This is a genomic window from Burkholderia pyrrocinia, assembly GCF_022809715.1.
GTDB lineage: Bacteria > Pseudomonadota > Gammaproteobacteria > Burkholderiales > Burkholderiaceae > Burkholderia > Burkholderia pyrrocinia_C.
The window spans coordinates 128,388-145,349 of the sequence record NZ_CP094460.1; the positions used below are offsets into that span (position 1 = coordinate 128,388).

Annotated in this window: 17 protein-coding genes; 13 read left to right on the plus strand and 4 right to left on the minus strand. The window is 66.7% G+C overall.

Annotation, left to right across the window (positions count from 1 at the left end):
• Positions 1-69: 69 nt before the first annotated feature.
• Entirely contained in the window at positions 70-1,077 is a 1,008-nt protein-coding gene (locus tag MRS60_RS17415) for an HpcH/HpaI aldolase/citrate lyase family protein (protein WP_243566849.1), read from the minus strand.
• A 180-nt stretch (positions 1,078-1,257) separates the two neighbouring features.
• A complete protein-coding gene (locus MRS60_RS17420) occupies positions 1,258-2,244 on the minus strand; it encodes a malate dehydrogenase (RefSeq protein WP_034180017.1) in 987 nt (328 codons plus the stop codon).
• Between the two features lie 288 nt (positions 2,245-2,532).
• Here MRS60_RS17420 and MRS60_RS17425 point away from each other — a divergent pair, with 288 nt between their 5' ends.
• The 7 genes from MRS60_RS17425 (at position 2,533) to gltA (ending at position 8,457) form a co-directional block, all read left to right on the plus strand.
• Positions 2,533-3,357, plus strand: coding sequence for a GntR family transcriptional regulator (locus tag MRS60_RS17425; RefSeq protein ID WP_081938389.1), 825 nt, complete (start codon positions 2,533-2,535; stop codon positions 3,355-3,357).
• A 170-nt stretch (positions 3,358-3,527) separates the two neighbouring features.
• The gene (gene sdhC, locus MRS60_RS17430) at positions 3,528-3,944 is read left to right on the plus strand and encodes a succinate dehydrogenase, cytochrome b556 subunit (RefSeq protein ID WP_034180016.1); all 417 of its coding nucleotides are present in this window, start codon (positions 3,528-3,530) and stop codon (positions 3,942-3,944) included.
• Positions 3,945-3,948: 4 nt separating this feature from the next.
• Positions 3,949-4,317: a succinate dehydrogenase, hydrophobic membrane anchor protein gene (gene sdhD / locus MRS60_RS17435; RefSeq protein ID WP_034180015.1), complete on the plus strand. Its 369-nt coding sequence runs from the start codon at positions 3,949-3,951 to the stop codon at positions 4,315-4,317.
• A 3-nt stretch (positions 4,318-4,320) separates the two neighbouring features.
• On the plus strand, positions 4,321-6,096 hold the full coding sequence (gene sdhA / locus MRS60_RS17440; protein WP_034180014.1) for a succinate dehydrogenase flavoprotein subunit: 1,776 nt from the start codon (positions 4,321-4,323) through the stop codon (positions 6,094-6,096).
• Positions 6,097-6,117: 21 nt separating this feature from the next.
• A complete protein-coding gene (locus tag MRS60_RS17445; RefSeq protein ID WP_011658352.1) occupies positions 6,118-6,819 on the plus strand; it encodes a succinate dehydrogenase iron-sulfur subunit in 702 nt (233 codons plus the stop codon).
• A gap of 10 nt (positions 6,820-6,829) precedes the next feature.
• Complete coding sequence (locus MRS60_RS17450) at positions 6,830-7,102, plus strand: succinate dehydrogenase assembly factor 2 (RefSeq protein WP_031400668.1); 273 nt, start codon at positions 6,830-6,832, stop codon at positions 7,100-7,102.
• 53 nt (positions 7,103-7,155) lie between these two features.
• Positions 7,156-8,457, plus strand: coding sequence for a citrate synthase (gene gltA / locus MRS60_RS17455; RefSeq protein WP_014899964.1), 1,302 nt, complete (start codon positions 7,156-7,158; stop codon positions 8,455-8,457).
• 89 nt (positions 8,458-8,546) lie between these two features.
• On the opposite strand, the gene MRS60_RS17460 is transcribed toward gltA, so the two are convergent.
• Positions 8,547-9,512, minus strand: coding sequence for a helix-turn-helix domain-containing protein (locus tag MRS60_RS17460; protein WP_243566279.1), 966 nt, complete (start codon positions 9,510-9,512; stop codon positions 8,547-8,549).
• A 71-nt stretch (positions 9,513-9,583) separates the two neighbouring features.
• Between MRS60_RS17460 and MRS60_RS17465 the strand changes: the two genes are divergently transcribed.
• The 6 genes from MRS60_RS17465 to iaaH all read left to right on the plus strand — a co-directional run bounded on the left by MRS60_RS17465 (position 9,584) and on the right by iaaH (position 16,041).
• On the plus strand, positions 9,584-9,973 hold the full coding sequence (locus MRS60_RS17465) for a VOC family protein (RefSeq protein WP_217589930.1): 390 nt from the start codon (positions 9,584-9,586) through the stop codon (positions 9,971-9,973).
• A gap of 109 nt (positions 9,974-10,082) precedes the next feature.
• Entirely contained in the window at positions 10,083-11,333 is a 1,251-nt protein-coding gene (locus MRS60_RS17470; RefSeq protein ID WP_243566280.1) for a DUF1479 domain-containing protein, read from the plus strand.
• Positions 11,334-11,542: 209 nt separating this feature from the next.
• Positions 11,543-12,301: a dimethylarginine dimethylaminohydrolase family protein gene (locus tag MRS60_RS17475; protein ID WP_243566281.1), complete on the plus strand. Its 759-nt coding sequence runs from the start codon at positions 11,543-11,545 to the stop codon at positions 12,299-12,301.
• 105 nt (positions 12,302-12,406) lie between these two features.
• Positions 12,407-12,871 carry an Lrp/AsnC family transcriptional regulator gene (locus tag MRS60_RS17480; protein WP_243566282.1) on the plus strand — a complete coding sequence of 155 codons (465 nt, stop codon included), beginning with the start codon at positions 12,407-12,409 and terminating at the stop codon, positions 12,869-12,871.
• Between the two features lie 94 nt (positions 12,872-12,965).
• Positions 12,966-14,504, plus strand: a complete 1,539-nt coding sequence (locus MRS60_RS17485) for an amino acid permease (RefSeq protein ID WP_243566283.1) — start codon at positions 12,966-12,968, stop codon at positions 14,502-14,504.
• A gap of 115 nt (positions 14,505-14,619) precedes the next feature.
• Complete coding sequence (iaaH, locus tag MRS60_RS17490) at positions 14,620-16,041, plus strand: indoleacetamide hydrolase (RefSeq protein ID WP_243566284.1); 1,422 nt, start codon at positions 14,620-14,622, stop codon at positions 16,039-16,041.
• Between the two features lie 10 nt (positions 16,042-16,051).
• Here the strand turns inward: iaaH and MRS60_RS17495 are convergent, their stop codons facing one another.
• On the minus strand, positions 16,052-16,957 hold the full coding sequence (locus MRS60_RS17495; RefSeq protein WP_152855590.1) for a LysR family transcriptional regulator: 906 nt from the start codon (positions 16,955-16,957) through the stop codon (positions 16,052-16,054).
• Positions 16,958-16,962 lie beyond the last annotated feature (5 nt).

Consider the following 16,962-nt stretch of genomic DNA (forward strand, 5'->3'; position numbering starts at 1 on the left):
TCGCAAACCTCTGTCCGGTTCGCGCCCCGGCGAATGCATGAAATTCGTGTATCGGCCGGCGGCGCGCGCTCACTGCGCGTCGCCCGCGGCGGCCGGGCCGAACAGCGGCGCGGCCTCGGCCGGTACGGGCTGGCCGGTGGCCCGCGCGCGGCGCAGCACCGACCAGTAATAGCGATAACTCGCGCGATCGTGCAGCGTATCACCGTGGCGCGTCGGGCCCCAGTCGGCGGCCTGCGCGGCGAGCAGGATCTCGGCGGCCAGCACGACCTCGTCGGTGCGCGGCGCGAATGCGTCGACGATCGGGCGGATCTGCGCGGGGTGGATGCTCCACATCCGCGTGAACGCGAATTCGTCGCGCGCGCGGCGCGCATCGGCGGCGACGACGCTCATGTCGCGCACCTCGGTCGTCACGTTGTGCGACGGCGTCTTGCCGTGCGCGTGGCAGGCCGCGGCGATTTCCAGCTTCGCGCGGCGCACGAGCGGATGTTCGAACTGGCCGGGCGAGCGCATCGCGGCATCGGGAATCGCGCCGTGGTGCGCGGACACGAAATCCATCAGCCCGAAGCTCAGCGTGCCGACCATCGGCAGCGCGGCGAGGGCGGCCGCCTGCGCGAGCGCGCCGTGCGTCTCGACCAGCACGTCGACCGGGATCGGCTGCGCGATGCCGAGCTCGCGGCGCGTACCTTCGATGAACGCGGCCATTTCGGCCGCGTCGGCGGCGTTCGCGATCTTCGGCAGCGTGATGTAGGCGGGTGCGCGGGCGGCGCGCAGCACGATGCGGACGTCGTCGCGCCAGTGCGGGTGGGAAAAGTCGTGGATCCGTACGCCGACGCGCCCGAAGCGGTTCTCGGCGCTGCCGAGCAGCTCGGCGACGAGTTCCGCGTGCGCGGCTTCCTGGCCGACGGCCGCGCCGTCCTCGCAGTCGAGCGTGATGTCGAATACGGGGCCCGTTTCGGCCTGCAGCGCGAGCGACTTGCGCATCAGCTTCTCGCTGCCCGCGTAGTGATCGCAGCATGGCAGGATCGCGGGCGGGGACGCCCCGTCGTACAGCACTTGTGCAGGAGTGAGCGCGGCCATCTCTTCTACGTCAGGGAAGCGGGTCAACGTGGAGAAAATCGGATTCGGGCGCGTTCTGGGCCGATGCGCGGGGCGCACGAGGCGGCAAAACGTGCCCGGATCGGATCGGGCGGCAGGGCCGGCGGCTTGCCGGCCCTGCGATGACGGGCTGCCCGGAGGCGGCCCGTCGCGGTGCCGAATTTAGTTCTTCAGCAGGTGGGCGACGCCATCGCGCTCTTCGAGCAGCTCGGCCAGCGTGCCGTCCATCTTCTCGCGCGAGAACGCGTCGATTTCCAGGCCTTCGACGCGCTTGTACTCGCCGTTTTCGCAAACGACCGGCACGCCGTAGATGATGTCTTCGGGGATGCCGTACGAGCCGTCCGACGGGATGCCCATCGTGACCCACTTGCCGTTCGTGCCGAGCACCCAGTCACGGACGTGGTCGATCGCCGCGTTGGCTGCCGACGCCGCCGACGACAGGCCGCGCGCTTCGATGATCGCCGCGCCGCGCTTGCCGACGGTCGGGATGAACGTGTCGCGGTTCCACACGTCGTCGTTGATCAGCTTCAGCATCGATTCGCCTTCGGCGGTCGCGAAGCGGAAGTCCGGGTACATCGTCGGCGAGTGGTTGCCCCACACGGCGAGCTTCTCGATCGACGCGACCGGCTTGCCCGACTTGGCGGCGAGCTGCGACAGCGCGCGGTTGTGGTCGAGGCGCAGCATGGCCGTGAAGTTCTTCTTCGGCAGATCCGGTGCCGACTTCATCGCGATGTACGCGTTCGTGTTCGCCGGGTTGCCGACGACCAGCACCTTCACGTCGCGGCTCGCGACTTCGTTCAGCGCAGCGCCCTGAACCGTGAAGATCTCGGCGTTCGCCGACAGCAGGTCCTTGCGCTCCATGCCCTTCGAGCGCGGACGTGCACCGACCAGCAGCGCGACGTCTGCATCCTTGAATGCAACCTTCGGATCGTCGGTGATCACGACGCCCGCGAGCAGCGGGAACGCGCAATCGTCGAGTTCCATCACGACGCCTTTGACGGCGGCTTGGGCTTGCGGGAGGTCGAGCAGTTGCAGGATGACCGGCTGGTCCTTGCCGAGCAGGTCGCCGTTCGCGATGCGGAACAGCAGGGAGTAAGCGATTTGACCTGCGGCGCCGGTGACGGCAACGCGCTTTGCGGGCTTAGCCATTGAAAATCTCCAGGACGGGTGAAGCGTTGGACGCTAGCGAAAACGCCATTCTATGCGCGTTGTGCGTAACGTTGCATTGAAGCAGGGCGGAGGACTCGCGATGGCAGACGCGGTGAACCTGGAGACGGCCGTGGCACGTAGCCTGGGACGCGCTTTTGCACCCGCGAACCCTTGCTCGACCGGGAGTGTAGGAGCCGTCACGCGCAAAGTCAAACGGTATCATATGTCTTATATAAGACAGATGTTTTGCGGAAATTGAGTGGACGAAAAAGTGCGGTTTGTGATGAAATGCGCGCCATGACATCGAACCAGGCGAATACCGCGAATCAGACCGGCGCAGGCGGCCCAGGGCAGCCGGGCGCGAGCGATTCCGCGCCTTCGCCCGCGGCGTCTGCGTCGCCGACGTTCAGCCCGTTATACCAGCAGATCAAGTCATTGATCACGCAAAGTCTCGAAACCGGCGAATGGAAGCCGGGCGAGATCATTCCGAGCGAAGTGGAGCTCGCGGCCCGTTACAAGGTCAGCCAGGGCACCGTTCGCAAGGCGATCGACGAACTGGCCGCCGAAAACCTCGTGGTCCGGCGGCAGGGTAAGGGTACTTTTGTTGCAACGCACAACGAGGATCGCGCGCAATTCCGCTTCCTGCGTCTGCTTGCCGACGACGGTGCCGAGCACCCGCACGTGAGCCGCCTGCTCGAATGCCGGCGCCTGCGTGCGCCGGCCGAGATCGCGCGGCAGCTCGACCTGAAGCCGGCCGATCCCGTCGTGCAGGTGCGCCGCCTGCTGGAGTTCGACAGCGAGGTGACGGTGCTCGACGAGATCTGGCTGCCGGGCGCGATGTTTCGCGGGCTCACGTTCGAGCGGCTGAGCGAGTACAAGGGGCCGCTCTATGCGATGTTCGAGACGGAGTTCGGCACGCGGATGATCCGCGCGACGGAGAAGATTCGCGCGGTCGCGGCGGATCCGGCGGTGGCCGACCTGCTGCACGTGCCCGCGGGTTTTCCGTTGCTGTCGGTCGAGCGCGTGTCCTATACGTACGGGGATCGGCCGGTGGAAGTGCGGCGCGGCTGGTATGTCACAACCGGGTACTACTATCAGAATGACTTGAGCTGACGACGGTTCGGCTCAAGCCGAGTGCATTCGCGTCTCCCACGCTCGCGAAGCACGTTTCGGGCCGCCTTTGTTCTCGTTCGCGCAACTATCCAGAGCAGACTTTCGCTGCAGCGCGATATAAAAAGGCGCTAAAATCGCGGATTAGTGTGACAACATAGTAGGGGTCTAGCATGACTGACGCAGTAAGAAAACCGAGACCGGAATACCGGAACATCGGATTCGGCGATATCACGATGAAATATCGCATGCCGCTGGCAGCGACTTTGTCGATCCTCCATCGAGTCAGCGGCGCGCTGCTGTTCTTGTTCCTGCCGTTCCTGCTGTTCCTCTTCGATCAGAGCCTGACGTCCGAGCTCAGCTTCGAAGTCTTCAAGGCCTTCCTCTCCAACATCGTCGTCAAGCTGATCGTCCTCGCGTTGTCCTGGGCTTTCTTCCACCATTTCTGCGCCGGCATTCGCCACCTGCTGATGGACGTCAACCACGACGCCGTCACGAAGGAAAGCGGCAAGCGGACGGCAGTCGTCGTCTTTGTCGTCTCGATCGCACTGACGATCGCCATGGCACTCAAACTGTTCGGAGCATTCTAAGAAAATGGCAGCCAATAACCGAATCGGCTCGAAGCGCCTCGTCGTCGGCGCACACTACGGCCTGCGCGACTGGCTTGCGCAGCGCATCACCGCCACGATCATGGCGGTCTACACGGTCATCCTGCTCGTCCTGTTCTTCGGCGCACACGACTTCTCGTACGAAGGCTGGGCGTCGATCTTCTCCGCGCAATGGATGAAGCTCGCGACCTTCGTGATGCTGCTTTCCCTCTTCTACCACGCATGGGTCGGCGTGCGCGACATCTGGATGGATTACGTGAAGCCCGTCGGTGTGCGCCTGCTGCTGCAATCGCTGACCATCGTCTGGCTGCTCGCATGTGCGGGCTACGCCGCGCAGATTCTCTGGAGAGTGTAAAGAATGGCTGCAATCAAAACTTCCCTCCCGCGTCGCAAGTTCGACGTAGTGATCGTCGGCGCGGGCGGCTCCGGCTTGCGCGCGGCGCTGCAACTGTCGCGCGCGGGCCTGTCGGTCGGCGTGCTGTCGAAGGTGTTCCCGACGCGTTCGCACACGGTGGCCGCGCAGGGCGGCATCGGTGCGTCGCTCGGCAACATGAGCGAAGACAACTGGCACTTCCACTTCTACGACACGATCAAGGGCTCCGACTGGCTCGGCGACCAGGACGCGATCGAATTCATGTGCCGTGAAGCGCCGAACGTCGTGTACGAACTCGAGCACTTCGGCATGCCGTTCGACCGCAACGCGGACGGCACGATCTACCAGCGTCCGTTCGGCGGCCACACCGCGAACTACGGCGAGAAGCCGGTCCAGCGCGCTTGCGCGGCCGCCGACCGTACCGGTCACGCGCTGCTGCACACGCTGTACCAGCAGAACGTCGAGGCAAAGACGCAGTTCTTCGTCGAATGGATGGCGCTCGACCTGATCCGCGACGCGGACGGCGACGTGCTCGGCGTGACGGCCCTCGAGATGGAGACGGGCGACGTCTACATCATGGAAGGCAAGACGACGCTGTTCGCGACGGGCGGCGCAGGCCGGATCTTCGCGGCATCGACCAACGCGTTCATCAACACCGGCGACGGCCTCGGCATGGCTGCGCGTTCGGGCATCGCGCTGCAAGACATGGAGTTCTGGCAGTTCCACCCGACCGGCGTGGCCGGCGCGGGCGTGCTGATCACCGAAGGCGTGCGCGGCGAAGGCGGCATCCTGCGCAACGCGAACGGCGAGCGCTTCATGGAGCGCTATGCACCGACGCTGAAGGATCTGGCGCCGCGTGACTTCGTGTCGCGCTCGATGGACCAGGAAATCAAGGAAGGCCGCGGCGTGGGTCCGAACAAGGATCACGTGCTGCTCGACCTGTCGCACATCGGCGCCGAGACGATCATGAAGCGTCTGCCGTCGATCCGCGAAATCGCGCTGAAGTTCGCGAACGTCGATGCGATCAAGGAACCGATCCCGGTCGTCCCGACGATCCACTACCAGATGGGCGGCATCCCGACCAACATCCACGGTCAGGTCGTCGGCACGTCGCGCGATCACAAGGAACCGGTCAACGGCTTCTACGCAGTGGGCGAGTGCTCGTGCGTGTCCGTGCACGGCGCGAATCGCCTCGGCACGAACTCGCTGCTGGACCTCGTGGTGTTCGGCCGTGCGGCCGGCAACCACATCGTCGAGCACGTGAAGAACCAGAAGGAACACAAGCCGCTGCCGGCCGATGCAGGCGAATTCTCGCTGGCGCGCCTGAACAAGCTCGACAAGTCGACGTCGGGCGAATACACGCAGGACGTCGCGAACGACATCCGCGCGACGATGCAGAAGCACGCAGGCGTGTTCCGCACGTCGGCGCTGCTGAAGGAAGGCGTCGACCAGATGGCCGGCCTGGCGGCGCGCGTGGAAAGCATCCACCTGAAGGACAAGTCGAAGGTGTTCAACACCGCGCGCGTCGAAGCGCTCGAGCTGGAGAACCTGATCGAAGTCGCCCGCGCGACGATGGTGTCGGCGGAAGCGCGCAAGGAAAGCCGCGGCGCGCACGCACACAGCGACTACGAACACCGCGACGACGAGAACTGGCTGCGCCACACGCTGTGGTACAGCGAAGGCGATCGCCTCGACTACAAGCCGGTCCAAATGAAGCCGCTGACGGTCGAATCCGTGCCGCCGAAGCCGCGCACGTTCTAAGCCGAGTCAAAGGAATCCGAAATGGCAAAACGCATTTTTGAAGTCTACCGCTACGATCCGGACAAGGACGCAGCGCCGCGCATGCAGACGTACGAGCTCGAGATCCAGCACGAGCGCATGCTGCTCGACGCACTGGTCAAGCTGAAGGCAGTGGACGAGACGCTGTCGTTCCGCCGTTCGTGCCGCGAAGGCGTGTGCGGTTCGGACGCGATGAACATCAACGGCAAGAACGGTCTCGCGTGTCTGACGAACCTGAACGACCTGCCGCAGAAGATCGTGCTGCGTCCGCTGCCGGGCCTGCCCGTGGTGCGCGACCTGATCGTCGACATGACGCACTTCTTCAACCAGTATCACTCGATCAAGCCGTACCTGATCAACGACGCGCCGCCGCCGGAGAAGGAACGCCTCCAGTCGCCGGAAGAGCGCGACGAGCTCGACGGCGTGTACGAGTGCATTCTGTGCGCGAGCTGCTCGACGTCGTGCCCGAGCTTCTGGTGGAACCCGGACAAGTTCGTCGGCCCGGCCGGCCTGCTGCAGGCTTACCGCTTCATCGCGGACAGCCGCGACACGGCCACCGGCGAGCGTCTCGACAACCTGGAAGACCCGTACCGTCTGTTCCGTTGCCACACGATCATGAACTGCGTCGACGTTTGCCCGAAGGGCCTGAACCCGACGAAGGCGATCGGCAAGATCAAGGAACTGATGGTTCGCCGCGCGGTTTAAGGCCGGAGCAATGAGCGACGATTCGCATCAATCCGACCCGCACCGTCGCGCGCGCCTTCGCTGGCGCGCGCGGCGGGGTCTGCTGGAAAACGACATCATCTTCGAGCGTTTCTTCGGCAGATACGAGCATGACCTCACCGATGCAGACGTAGGCGCGTTGTCGCGCCTGCTCGATCTGAGCGACAACGACCTGATGGACTTGCTCCTCGCGCGCAAGGAACCAGAGGGCGACCTAGACAGCCCGGATATCCACCGGCTGTTGGAGATGCTGCGCAACGTGTAACGCGTTACGCCCGTTATCGAATCCCGTTTCTTTATTTCGATTGAGGATGTGCCATGACTCCGTCTGATGTTAAAGCCACGCTATCGTTCAGCGACAACTCGCCGAGCGTCGAACTGCCGATCTACAAGGGCACGATGGGCCCGGACGTAATCGACATCCGCAAGCTGTACGGCCAGACCGGCAAGTTCACGTACGACCCGGGCTTCATGTCGACGGCAGCTTGTAATTCGGCGATCACGTACATCGACGGCGACAAGGGCGAACTGCTGTACCGCGGCTACCCGATCGACAACCTCGCGCAAAACGCGGACTTCCTCGAAAGCTGCTACCTGCTGCTGAAGGGCGAACTGCCGAACGCAGCGCAGAAGAAGGAATTCGTCGACACCGTCACGAAGCACACGATGGTGCACGAGCAGATGCACTTCTTCTTCCGTGGCTTCCGCCGCGACGCGCACCCGATGGCGATCCTGGTCGCCGCGGTCGGCGCGCTGTCCGCGTTCTACCACGACTCGCTCGACATCAACGACCCGCGTCACCGTGAAGTGTCGGCGATCCGCATGATCGCGAAGCTGCCGACGCTCGTCGCGATGGCGTACAAGTACAGCATCGGCCAGCCGTTCGTGTATCCGAAGAACTCGCTGTCGTACAGCGCGAACTTCATGCACATGATGTTCTCGAACCCGTGCGAAGAGTACAAGGTCAACGACGTGCTCGTCCGCGCACTCGACCGCATCCTGATCCTGCACGCCGACCACGAGCAGAACGCATCGACGTCGACGGTCCGCCTGGCCGGTTCGTCGGGCGCGAACCCGTTCGCATGTATCGCGGCCGGTATCGCATGTCTGTGGGGCCCGGCGCACGGTGGTGCGAACGAAGCCGCGCTGAACATGCTCGAGCAGATCGGTTCGCCGGACAACATCCCCGAATTCATCAAGCAGGTGAAGGACAAGAATTCGGGCGTGAAGCTGATGGGCTTCGGCCACCGCGTGTACAAGAACTACGACCCGCGTGCGAAGCTGATGCGCGAGACGTGCTACGAAGTGCTGAACGAACTGGGCCTGCACGACGACCCGCTGTTCAAGCTCGCGATGCAGCTCGAGAAGATCGCGCTGGAAGACGAGTACTTCGTGTCGCGCAAGCTGTACCCGAACGTCGACTTCTACTCGGGCATCGTCCAGCGCGCGCTGGGCATCCCGACGTCGATGTTCACGTGTATCTTCGCGATGGCACGTACGGTCGGCTGGATCGCGCAGTGGAACGAAATGATTGCGGATCCCGAGCAGAAGATCGGCCGTCCGCGCCAGCTGTTCATCGGCGATACGCCGCGCGAAGCGAAGCCGATCAACGCACGTTAAGTCGTGTGCGGCGCGACGGCCGGCAGGCCGCTCGCGTCGGGCAATCGCAACGCTATGACACCCCGACGGGTCAGCCCGTCGGGGTGTTTTCATTTGCGCGCCGGATCGGCGCGGCGCTCCAGCGACGGCGGCCGCGTATCGAGCGCCGGCGCGTCTTCGTCGGGCGCGTGGCCGTGCCGCAGGAAGAACCGCCGGTATGCGCCCGGCGTCATCCCGCGCGCGGCGAGGAACTGGCGGTTGAAGTTCGCGGCATTCGGAATGCCGCAGCGCGCGGCGACCGTCGCGATCGGCCAGTCGGTGCCGACGAGATGGCGGCATGCGTGCGCGAGCCGCAGCCGCTGCACGTAGCGACCGACGCTTTCGCCGAGATGCCGGACGAACAGGCGCTGCAGCGTGCGCTCGGACATGTGCGCGGCAGCGGCGAGTGCGTCGATACGCAGCGGTTCGTGGAAGTGCCGGTCGATCGCGTCGAGCACGCGATCGAGGCGCTCGGCTTCGGGCGCGGCCGCGTCGGCGTGCGGTGTCGTGCCGTCGGGCCCGCGGTACGCATGCGCGGTGGCGAGCGGCTCGCCGCCGGCTTCCGCGAGATCGGCGAGCGTGTCGAGCGCGGCCGCGAGTCTCACGCGCGGAGCAGGATCGAGCAACTGCGGCAGCCGTGCGCGCATCGCGCGGGCCGTGTCCGCGTCGAAGCACAGGCCCGGCGCCGCGCGCCGCAGCAGCGAGCGCAGCGGTGCGTATTCGGGGCAGCAGTCGGCAAGCCGCCGCACCCAGTCGCCGTCGAACCAGACGACGAGCGCGACTTCGGGCGCATCGCGATCGATGCGCGCGTTCGACGACCAGGTGTGCGGCAGGTTGGGCGGCACGAGCACCAGATCGTCGTCCGCGTAGCGCGCGACGTGATCGCCGATGAAGCGCTGGCCGCGGCTGTTGAGCGTCAGCGTCAGTTCGTATTCGGGATGGCGGTGCCATTCGAACGGGATGCGCGCGAGCTGGCGGTGGTACACGCGGATCGAACAGCCGGGAGCGAACGTCACGTGCTCGTATTGAGGTTTCATCGCGGCCTCCGGGTGGCGCGGGCTGCGCGCCGTGGCATGATCGTGAGCGATCGTCACCACGGAGCGATGCCATGTTTTCACATGTTTGCGTGGGCGTCGGCGATACGACGCGCGCCTACGATTTCTATGCGCCGCTGTTCGCGGAACTCGGGTTGCGCCTGAAGTTCCGCGAGCCGGACGGCTGGTCGGGCTGGATGCCGGCCGACGCCGACCGGCCGCTGTTCTTCTTCGGCCATCCGCTCGACGGCCGCGCACCCGAGCCGGGCAATGGCCACACGATCGCGTTCGACGCGCCGACGCGCGCGCACGTCGACCGCTGCCACGCGCTCGCACTGCGACAAGGCGGCACCTGCGAAGGGCCGCCGGGCCTGCGGCCGCATTACCACCGCAACTACTACGGCGCATATTTCCGCGACCCGGACGGCAACAAGCTCTGCGTGGTCTGCCATCGTCCCGAGTAACGTACGGTTGTCAGGATTGTATCGATAGTTGGCCGGATAGCGGTGATGGCGGTCGTGCGCCGGCCGTACGCTGGCAGCACATCACGACACGCTTCAGCGAGGAGACACGATGCAACTGACGATTGACGATCTGCCCGCCGCGATCCGCGCGGCGAAACAGGCGCTGCGCGCCGACCTGCCCGGTTATGCGGCCACGTTCCGCGAGCTGGAAGGCGACATCGCGCGGCAGGTCGACGCGATCCGCCGCGCGCATGCGCATGGCCTCGACGTGATTCCGGTCGTGCCGTTTGCGGATATTGCGGGCGGCGCCGTCGATCCGCACGCGATTGCCGCGATCCGCGCGCATGGCGCGGTCGTGATTCGCGGCGTGTTCGATGCGCGGCAGGCGCGCGACTGGAACGACGAGATCGGCGCGTATCTGGATTCGAACCGTTTCACCGACCGGCTGCATGCACGCGCCGAGGATCGCTATTTCGGCAATCTCGCGTCGGGCAAGCCGCAGATCTACGGCGTCTATTGGTCGAAGCCGCAGGTGGCCGCGCGCCAGTCGCCGGCGCTCACGCAGGCGCGCGTGTTCCTGAACCGCCTGTGGCGGCATGCGGACGGCGCGCGCACGCATTTCGATCCCGACCAGGTGCCCACCTACGCGGACCGGATTCGCCGCCGGCCGCCGGGATCGACGTCGCTCGGACTGTCGCCGCATGTCGACGGCGGCTCCGTCGAACGCTGGCTCGGCGCGAACTTCCGCCAGGTCTATCGCCACGTGCTGGCCGGCCGCTGGCGCGATTACGACCCGTTCGACGCCGCATTCCGTCCCGACGTCGAGGAGATTCCGTCGCCGGCCGTGTGTTCGATGTTCCGCACGTTCCAGGGCTGGACCGCGCTGACGCCGCAGGGGCCCGGCGACGGTACGCTGCAACTGATTCCGGTCGCGAACGCGATGGCCTATGTCGTGCTGCGCGCGCTGCAGGACGATGTCGCCGACGACGACCTGTGCGGCGCGCGTCCCGGCCGCGCGCTGTCGATCCGGCCCGAATGGCATGCGCTGCTGCTCGACGGGCTGGTGCCGATCCCGCACATGGAGCCGGGCGACGCGGTGTTCTGGCATGGCGACGTCGTGCATGCGGTCGAGGATGCGCATCGCGGCAGCGGCGACAGCAACGTGATGTACATCGCGGCCGCGCCCGGTTGCGCGAAGAACGACGCGTACCTGCGGCGCCAGCAGTCCGCGTTCTTGCGCGGCGAGAGCCCGCCCGATTTCCCGGCCGATCATTTCGAGGTCGAATTCGACGGACGCGGCGGGGAGGGCGATCTCACGGCGCTTGGCCGTTCGCAGATGGGGTTCGGGCCCGGCGCGTAACGGGCGCGCCGCATACGAAAGCGGTCGTTCGCGATGCGGCGAACGGCCGTCTGCCGAATCCGCTGCGTGCCGCGCGCAATTCGACGCAATCGGCTGTCGGCGCAGCCGAAATCGACGCGAATTGCGCAATTTGGCTTCCGATAATGGTCCGGACACAACGCCGCTGCCCCGTGCGCCGCACGGGCGTGGCGATGACCAAGGAGGAGTCGATGCAATTCACGCAAGCGATCGTTCGCCGTCCCGCGCCGTCCTGTGGCGCGGGCCTGACCACCGCCGAACTCGGCGCGCCCGACTACGACAAGACGCTCACGCAGTTCCACGCGTATTGCGACGCGCTGCGCACGCTTGGCGTCGAGCTGACCGAGCTGCCGCCGCTGGACGCATTCCCCGATTCGCATTTCGTCGAGGACGTGGCCGTCGTGACGCCGGAATTCGCGGTGATCACGCGTCCCGGCGCGCCCGCGCGGCGCGGCGAGACGGCGCACATCGAAGCGGCGCTCGCCGCGCATCGCGACCTGCTGCCGATGCAGGACGGCCGTCTCGACGGCGGCGATGTGATGCTGGTCGGCAAGCGCTTCTACATCGGCCTGACCGGCCGCACCGACGCCGAAGGCATTGCCGCGTTCGAATCGCTCGTGTCGCGCTACGGTTATTCGGTCGTCGCGGTGCCGGTCGGCGCCGGCCTGCACCTGAAGTCGGTCGTCAACGCGCTCGGCGACGACACGCTGCTCGTGACCGAAGCGCTGGCCGCGCATCCGGCATTTGTCGACTACCGCCGGATCGCGATCTCGGCCGCCGACGAATACGCGGGCAACACGCTGCGCGTGAACGGCACGCTGATCACACCGGCCGGCTATCCGCGCGTGCACGACGCGATCGCGTCGCTCGGGCTGCCGCTGCACGTGATCGACACGAGCGAGTTCCGCAAGATGGACGGCGGCCTGACCTGCCTGTCGCTGCGGTTCTAGCCGATTGGCGATTGGTGTGCAGCCGCTTCGGCCGGATAATGTGGCCCCCGCGCGGACAAGGAGACGTTCCGCGCACCAGCCACGACCCGACCGGAGCGAACGCGGATGACCGACAAGAAGATGCAGCTCGACAAGATCGATCTCCGGATCCTCGACATCCTGCGCACCGACGGGCGGATTTCCTACCGGAAGCTGTCGGAGCTCGTGAACCTCACGCCGCGGCCCTGCCAGGCGCGCGTGGAGCGGCTCGAGGCGCTCGGCGTGATCGAAGGCTACCGCGCGGTGATCAACGCGCCGCGCGCGACCAAGCCGATCGTCGTGATCGCGCAGATCGTGCTGGCCGATCACGGGCGTTCGCAGGCGCCGTTCGAGGATGAAATGCGGGCGAATCCGGCCGTGCTCGATTGCTGGCTCGTCAGCGGCACGTTCGATTTTCTCGTGCGGCTCGCATGCGAGGATCTCGACGAGTACCGTCGGATCGCGAACGCGTGGCTGGAAAGCCCGCGGTTCCGGATCGAGAAGATCGTGACGACGGCCGAACTGCAGGCGATCAAGCGCAGCGCCGTTTGACGCGGCCCGGGTAGGCCCGACCACGCAAGCCAGGCTTCAATGCGAATGACTGGCTCAATCGATTTGCATTCCGAATAAAATCATGGTGAACACTATGGATGCTTTGCAAGCGGCAGCGCAGACGGCCGCGCCGTCCGGGACGACGCTGAAGCGCCGTCTGCAGGGCCGCCACATCGCGATGATCGCGATCGGCGGCTCGATCGGCACGGGGCTGTTCGTCGCGTCGGGCGCGTCGGTCGCGCAAGCGGGGCCGGGTGGTGCGATCGCCGCGTATCTCGCGATCGGGATCATGGTCTACTTCGTCGTCACGGGGCTCGGCGAGATGGCGGCGCTGATGCCAGTGTCGGGCTCGTTCGCGATCTACGGCGAAAAGTACGTCGACGAAGGCTTCGGCGTCGCGCTCGGCTGGACCTACTGGTATAGCTGGGCCGTGACGATCGCGATCGAGCTGGTCGCCGCGCAGATCGTGATGCGCTACTGGTTTCCGGCCGTGCCGGGCGTATGGTGGGGCGCGGCCTTCCTCGTGCTGATCTTCCTGCTGAATACGCTGTCGGTGCGCGGCTTCGGTGAATCGGAATATTGGTTCTCGCTGATCAAGGTCGTCACCGTGATCGCGTTCATCGCGGCCGGGCTGCTGATCGCGGCGGGCGTGCTAGGCAGCGGGCATGCGGTCGGCTGGCGCAACTTCACGACGGGCGATGCGCCGTTCGTCGGCGGCGTGCACGCGATGATGAGCGTTGCGCTGATCGCGGGCTTCTCGTTTCTCGGCACGGAACTGGTCGGGATCACGGCCGGCGAATCGGAGAATCCGCGCAAGACGATCCCGCGCGCGGTGAGGCAGATCTTCTGGCGGATCATGCTGTTCTACGTGCTCGCGATCTTCGTGATCGGCCTGCTCGTGCCGTACACGGATCCGAACCTGCTGAAGAGCGACGTGACCGACATCGGCGTGAGCCCGTTCACGCTGGTATTCAGCCACGCGGGCTTTCCGCTCGCGGCCGGCGCGATGAATCTCGTGATCCTGACGGCCGTGCTGTCGGCCGGCAATTCCGGCACCTACGCGGCGACGCGGATGCTGTACAACCTCGCATCGGAAGGCCGTGCGCCGGCGATGTTCGCGACGCTGTCGCCGGGCGGCGTGCCGCGCAACGCGCTGTACGCGACGATGGCCGTCGGCGGGCTGTGTTTCCTCACGTCGCTGACCAACAACCAGAGCATCTATCTGTGGCTGCTGAATACGGTGGGCATCACGGGTTTCATCGCGTGGCTCGGCATCGCGGTCTGCCATTACCGGTTCCGCAAGGGCTTCCTGAAGCAGGGCTACCGGCTCGATCAACTTCCGTATCGCGCCAGGTGGTTTCCGTTCGGGCCGCTGTTCGCGATCGCGATCTGCATCGTGATCTCGCTCGGGCAGGATTACCAGGCGTTCTTCGCGGCCCGCATCGACTGGATGGAAGTGCTGTCGATCTATGTGTGGATTCCGCTGTTCGTCGCGATCTGGTTCGCGTATCGCCGTGCACGCAAGAGCCGGCTCGTGCGCTACGAGGAGATGGACATCGGGCCGTGGCTGACGCGCTCGGTCGAGGCCGTCGACGCGGCTGCGGACCCGCGCGAGCGATCGCGCGGCGCGTAGTGCGCGGCGTGCGGCCGGCCGCACGCCGGGATACCATCGCGGTTCGCGCGGCGTGTCGCTCAGGGCCTGCGGCACGCTGCGCATTTCCCGATCGATTCCGCGTCCAGCACACAACATGACAACACAGCCGAACCGCGTTTCTTCCCAGTCACTTGCTTCCGGCGCCAGCGTGCGCGAGATAGCCGATGCGGTGCGCACGGCCGGACGGCGTGCCGTCGATGTCGCCGGCGACGCACTCGCGCGTCTCGCGGCGATCGCGCCGCTCAATGCGATGGTGCACGTCGATGCCGATCTCGCGCGCCGCACGGCCGAGCGTATCGATGCGCGCGTTGCGCAAGGCGACGCGCTGCCGCTTGCCGGTGTGCCGTTCGTGATCAAGGACAACCTCGATACCGTCGCGATGCCGACGCTCGGCGCGAGCCCGGCGGTGAGCGGCTATCGTGCGGCGGAAGACGCGCTCACGGTGCGGCGCCTGCTCGACGCCGGCGCGGTGCCGCTGGGCAAGGCGAACATGCACGAACTCGCATTCGGCATCACGAGCGGCAACGGGCATTTCGGCGCGGTCGGCAATCCGCATGACCCACGGCGCATCGCCGGCGGGTCGAGCGGCGGCACGGCGGCGGCCGTCGCGGCCGGCATCCCGTTCGGTCTCGGCACCGACACGGGCGGCTCGGTGCGGATTCCGGCGGCCTTCTGCGGCGTGTACGGGCTGCGGCCGTCCGCGCAGCGCTATTCGCCGCACGGCGTGCTGTCGCTGTCGCCGACGCGCGATACGGTCGGACCGATCGGCCAGGGCATCGACGACCTGCTGCTGCTCGACGCCGTGCTGACGCGCGACGACAGCACGGCCGTCGCGCCCGAATGGCACCGCCTGCGCATCGGCGTGCCCGGCGCGCCTTACTTCGACGCGCTCGACCCGGGCGTCGCGGCCTGCATCGAGCATGCGCTCGCGTCGTTCGCGGCGGCCGGTGCAACACTCGTGCCGCTACCGGCGATGCCGCTGCACGAGGCGAGCGACGCATGCGGCTTTCCGATCGCCGCGTTCGAGGCGAACCGGTACTGGCGCCGTTTCGCGGCGGAACGCCTCGGCATCCCGTTCGAGAGGTTCGTCGAGCGGATCGCGAGCGACGACGTGCGCGACATCTTCCGGTCGTTCGTGTCCGCGCCGATCGATGCCGGCGCCTATGCGGAAGCGATCGTGTGCCGCCGGCATCTCGTGCACTGGTACGACGACGCATTCGGCACGCCGGTCGACTGCATCGCGATGCCGACGGTGCCGGGCGAGCCGCCGTCGCTCGACGACGTGGCCGCGATGACGGCCGGGCAGGGCGCGGCGCTGTTCGAGCACGTCGCGCGCCAGACGTCGCCGGCGACACTCGCCGGCGTGCCGTCCGTGTCGATCCCGGCCGGGCGTTCCGCGCAAACGGGGCTGCCGGTCGGACTGATGCTGGAAGGGCCGTGGGGCAGCGATCGCCGCCTGCTGGCGATCGCGCGCCGGATCGACGCGCGGCTGCGGGAGCACGCGACGGCCGCCTGAGCCGCCGCGCTCAGGCCAGGTAGGCCTTCATGAAGTCGACCCACGCGCGCACCTTCTGCGGCACGTGCGGGGTCGACGGGTACAGCGCGTAGACGGCCTGTGGCGGAAACCGGTAGTCGGGGAGCGCGTCGACCAGCGCACCGCTCGCGAGGTCGTCGCGCACGAGCCATTCGGGCAGCAGCGCGACGCCGCTGCCTTGTCGCGCGAGCACGCGCAGTACCGACGCGTTGTCGACGACCACGCGCGGCTTGGCGCCCGGTTGAAATGCGTGCGGGTTGCCGTCGCGATCCGCGAGCGTCCAGGTGGCGATCCGCTCGAGCCGCGTGTGGCCGAGCTGCGGCAGGCGCGCCAGCACGTCGGGCGAATCGATGCGCGACAGGCCGGCAGCGGCGAGCAGCGACGGGGCGATCACGGGCCGCACTTCGTAGGTCGCAAGGCACGCGCCCCGGTACGGCAGGTCCTGGAACTGTTCGAGGCGCCCGAGCCGGATCGCGACGTCGACGCGCTCGCGCACCAGATCGACCTGCGACGCATGCGTCTCGAGCCGCACGCGCAGCGCGGGATGGCGCTGCATGAATTCGTGCAGCGCCGGCGCGACGACCATCGTCCCGTACTCGACGGTCGACGTCACGCGCAGCACGCCGTGCATCCCGCCATGCTCGCTGCGGGCGTCGTCGATCGCGCTCTCGGCTTCCTCCAGCACGCGCAGGCAGCGCGCATAAAAGCGCTCGCCCGCGTCGGTCAGCTCGACGCGCCGCGTCGTGCGCGTGAGCAGCGTGACGCCGAGCTCGGTTTCGAGCTGCTTGATGTTGAAGCTGACCGCGGCCCGGGCCTGATTCAACTGGGCGGCGGCGGCCGTAAACGACCCCGATTCCACGACGGCGCGGAAGACGGCGAAACGATCGAGACTCACCATGGCAT

Excerpts from the sequence above, each read along its gene's own strand:
- MRS60_RS17415 (WP_243566849.1), bottom strand. The coding sequence starts at position 1,077 with ATGGCCGCGCTCACTCCTGCACAAGTGCTGTACGACGGGGCGTCCCCG.
- MRS60_RS17420 (WP_034180017.1), bottom strand. The coding sequence starts at position 2,244 with ATGGCTAAGCCCGCAAAGCGCGTTGCCGTCACCGGCGCCGCAGGTCAA.
- MRS60_RS17425 (WP_081938389.1), top strand. The coding sequence starts at position 2,533 with ATGCGCGCCATGACATCGAACCAGGCGAATACCGCGAATCAGACCGGC.
- sdhC (WP_034180016.1), top strand. The coding sequence starts at position 3,528 with ATGACTGACGCAGTAAGAAAACCGAGACCGGAATACCGGAACATCGGA.
- sdhD (WP_034180015.1), top strand. The coding sequence starts at position 3,949 with ATGGCAGCCAATAACCGAATCGGCTCGAAGCGCCTCGTCGTCGGCGCA.
- sdhA (WP_034180014.1), top strand. The coding sequence starts at position 4,321 with ATGGCTGCAATCAAAACTTCCCTCCCGCGTCGCAAGTTCGACGTAGTG.
- MRS60_RS17445 (WP_011658352.1), top strand. The coding sequence starts at position 6,118 with ATGGCAAAACGCATTTTTGAAGTCTACCGCTACGATCCGGACAAGGAC.
- MRS60_RS17450 (WP_031400668.1), top strand. The coding sequence starts at position 6,830 with ATGAGCGACGATTCGCATCAATCCGACCCGCACCGTCGCGCGCGCCTT.
- gltA (WP_014899964.1), top strand. The coding sequence starts at position 7,156 with ATGACTCCGTCTGATGTTAAAGCCACGCTATCGTTCAGCGACAACTCG.
- MRS60_RS17460 (WP_243566279.1), bottom strand. The coding sequence starts at position 9,512 with ATGAAACCTCAATACGAGCACGTGACGTTCGCTCCCGGCTGTTCGATC.
- MRS60_RS17465 (WP_217589930.1), top strand. The coding sequence starts at position 9,584 with ATGTTTTCACATGTTTGCGTGGGCGTCGGCGATACGACGCGCGCCTAC.
- MRS60_RS17470 (WP_243566280.1), top strand. The coding sequence starts at position 10,083 with ATGCAACTGACGATTGACGATCTGCCCGCCGCGATCCGCGCGGCGAAA.
- MRS60_RS17475 (WP_243566281.1), top strand. The coding sequence starts at position 11,543 with ATGCAATTCACGCAAGCGATCGTTCGCCGTCCCGCGCCGTCCTGTGGC.
- MRS60_RS17480 (WP_243566282.1), top strand. The coding sequence starts at position 12,407 with ATGACCGACAAGAAGATGCAGCTCGACAAGATCGATCTCCGGATCCTC.
- MRS60_RS17485 (WP_243566283.1), top strand. The coding sequence starts at position 12,966 with ATGGATGCTTTGCAAGCGGCAGCGCAGACGGCCGCGCCGTCCGGGACG.
- iaaH (WP_243566284.1), top strand. The coding sequence starts at position 14,620 with ATGACAACACAGCCGAACCGCGTTTCTTCCCAGTCACTTGCTTCCGGC.
- MRS60_RS17495 (WP_152855590.1), bottom strand. The coding sequence starts at position 16,957 with ATGGTGAGTCTCGATCGTTTCGCCGTCTTCCGCGCCGTCGTGGAATCG.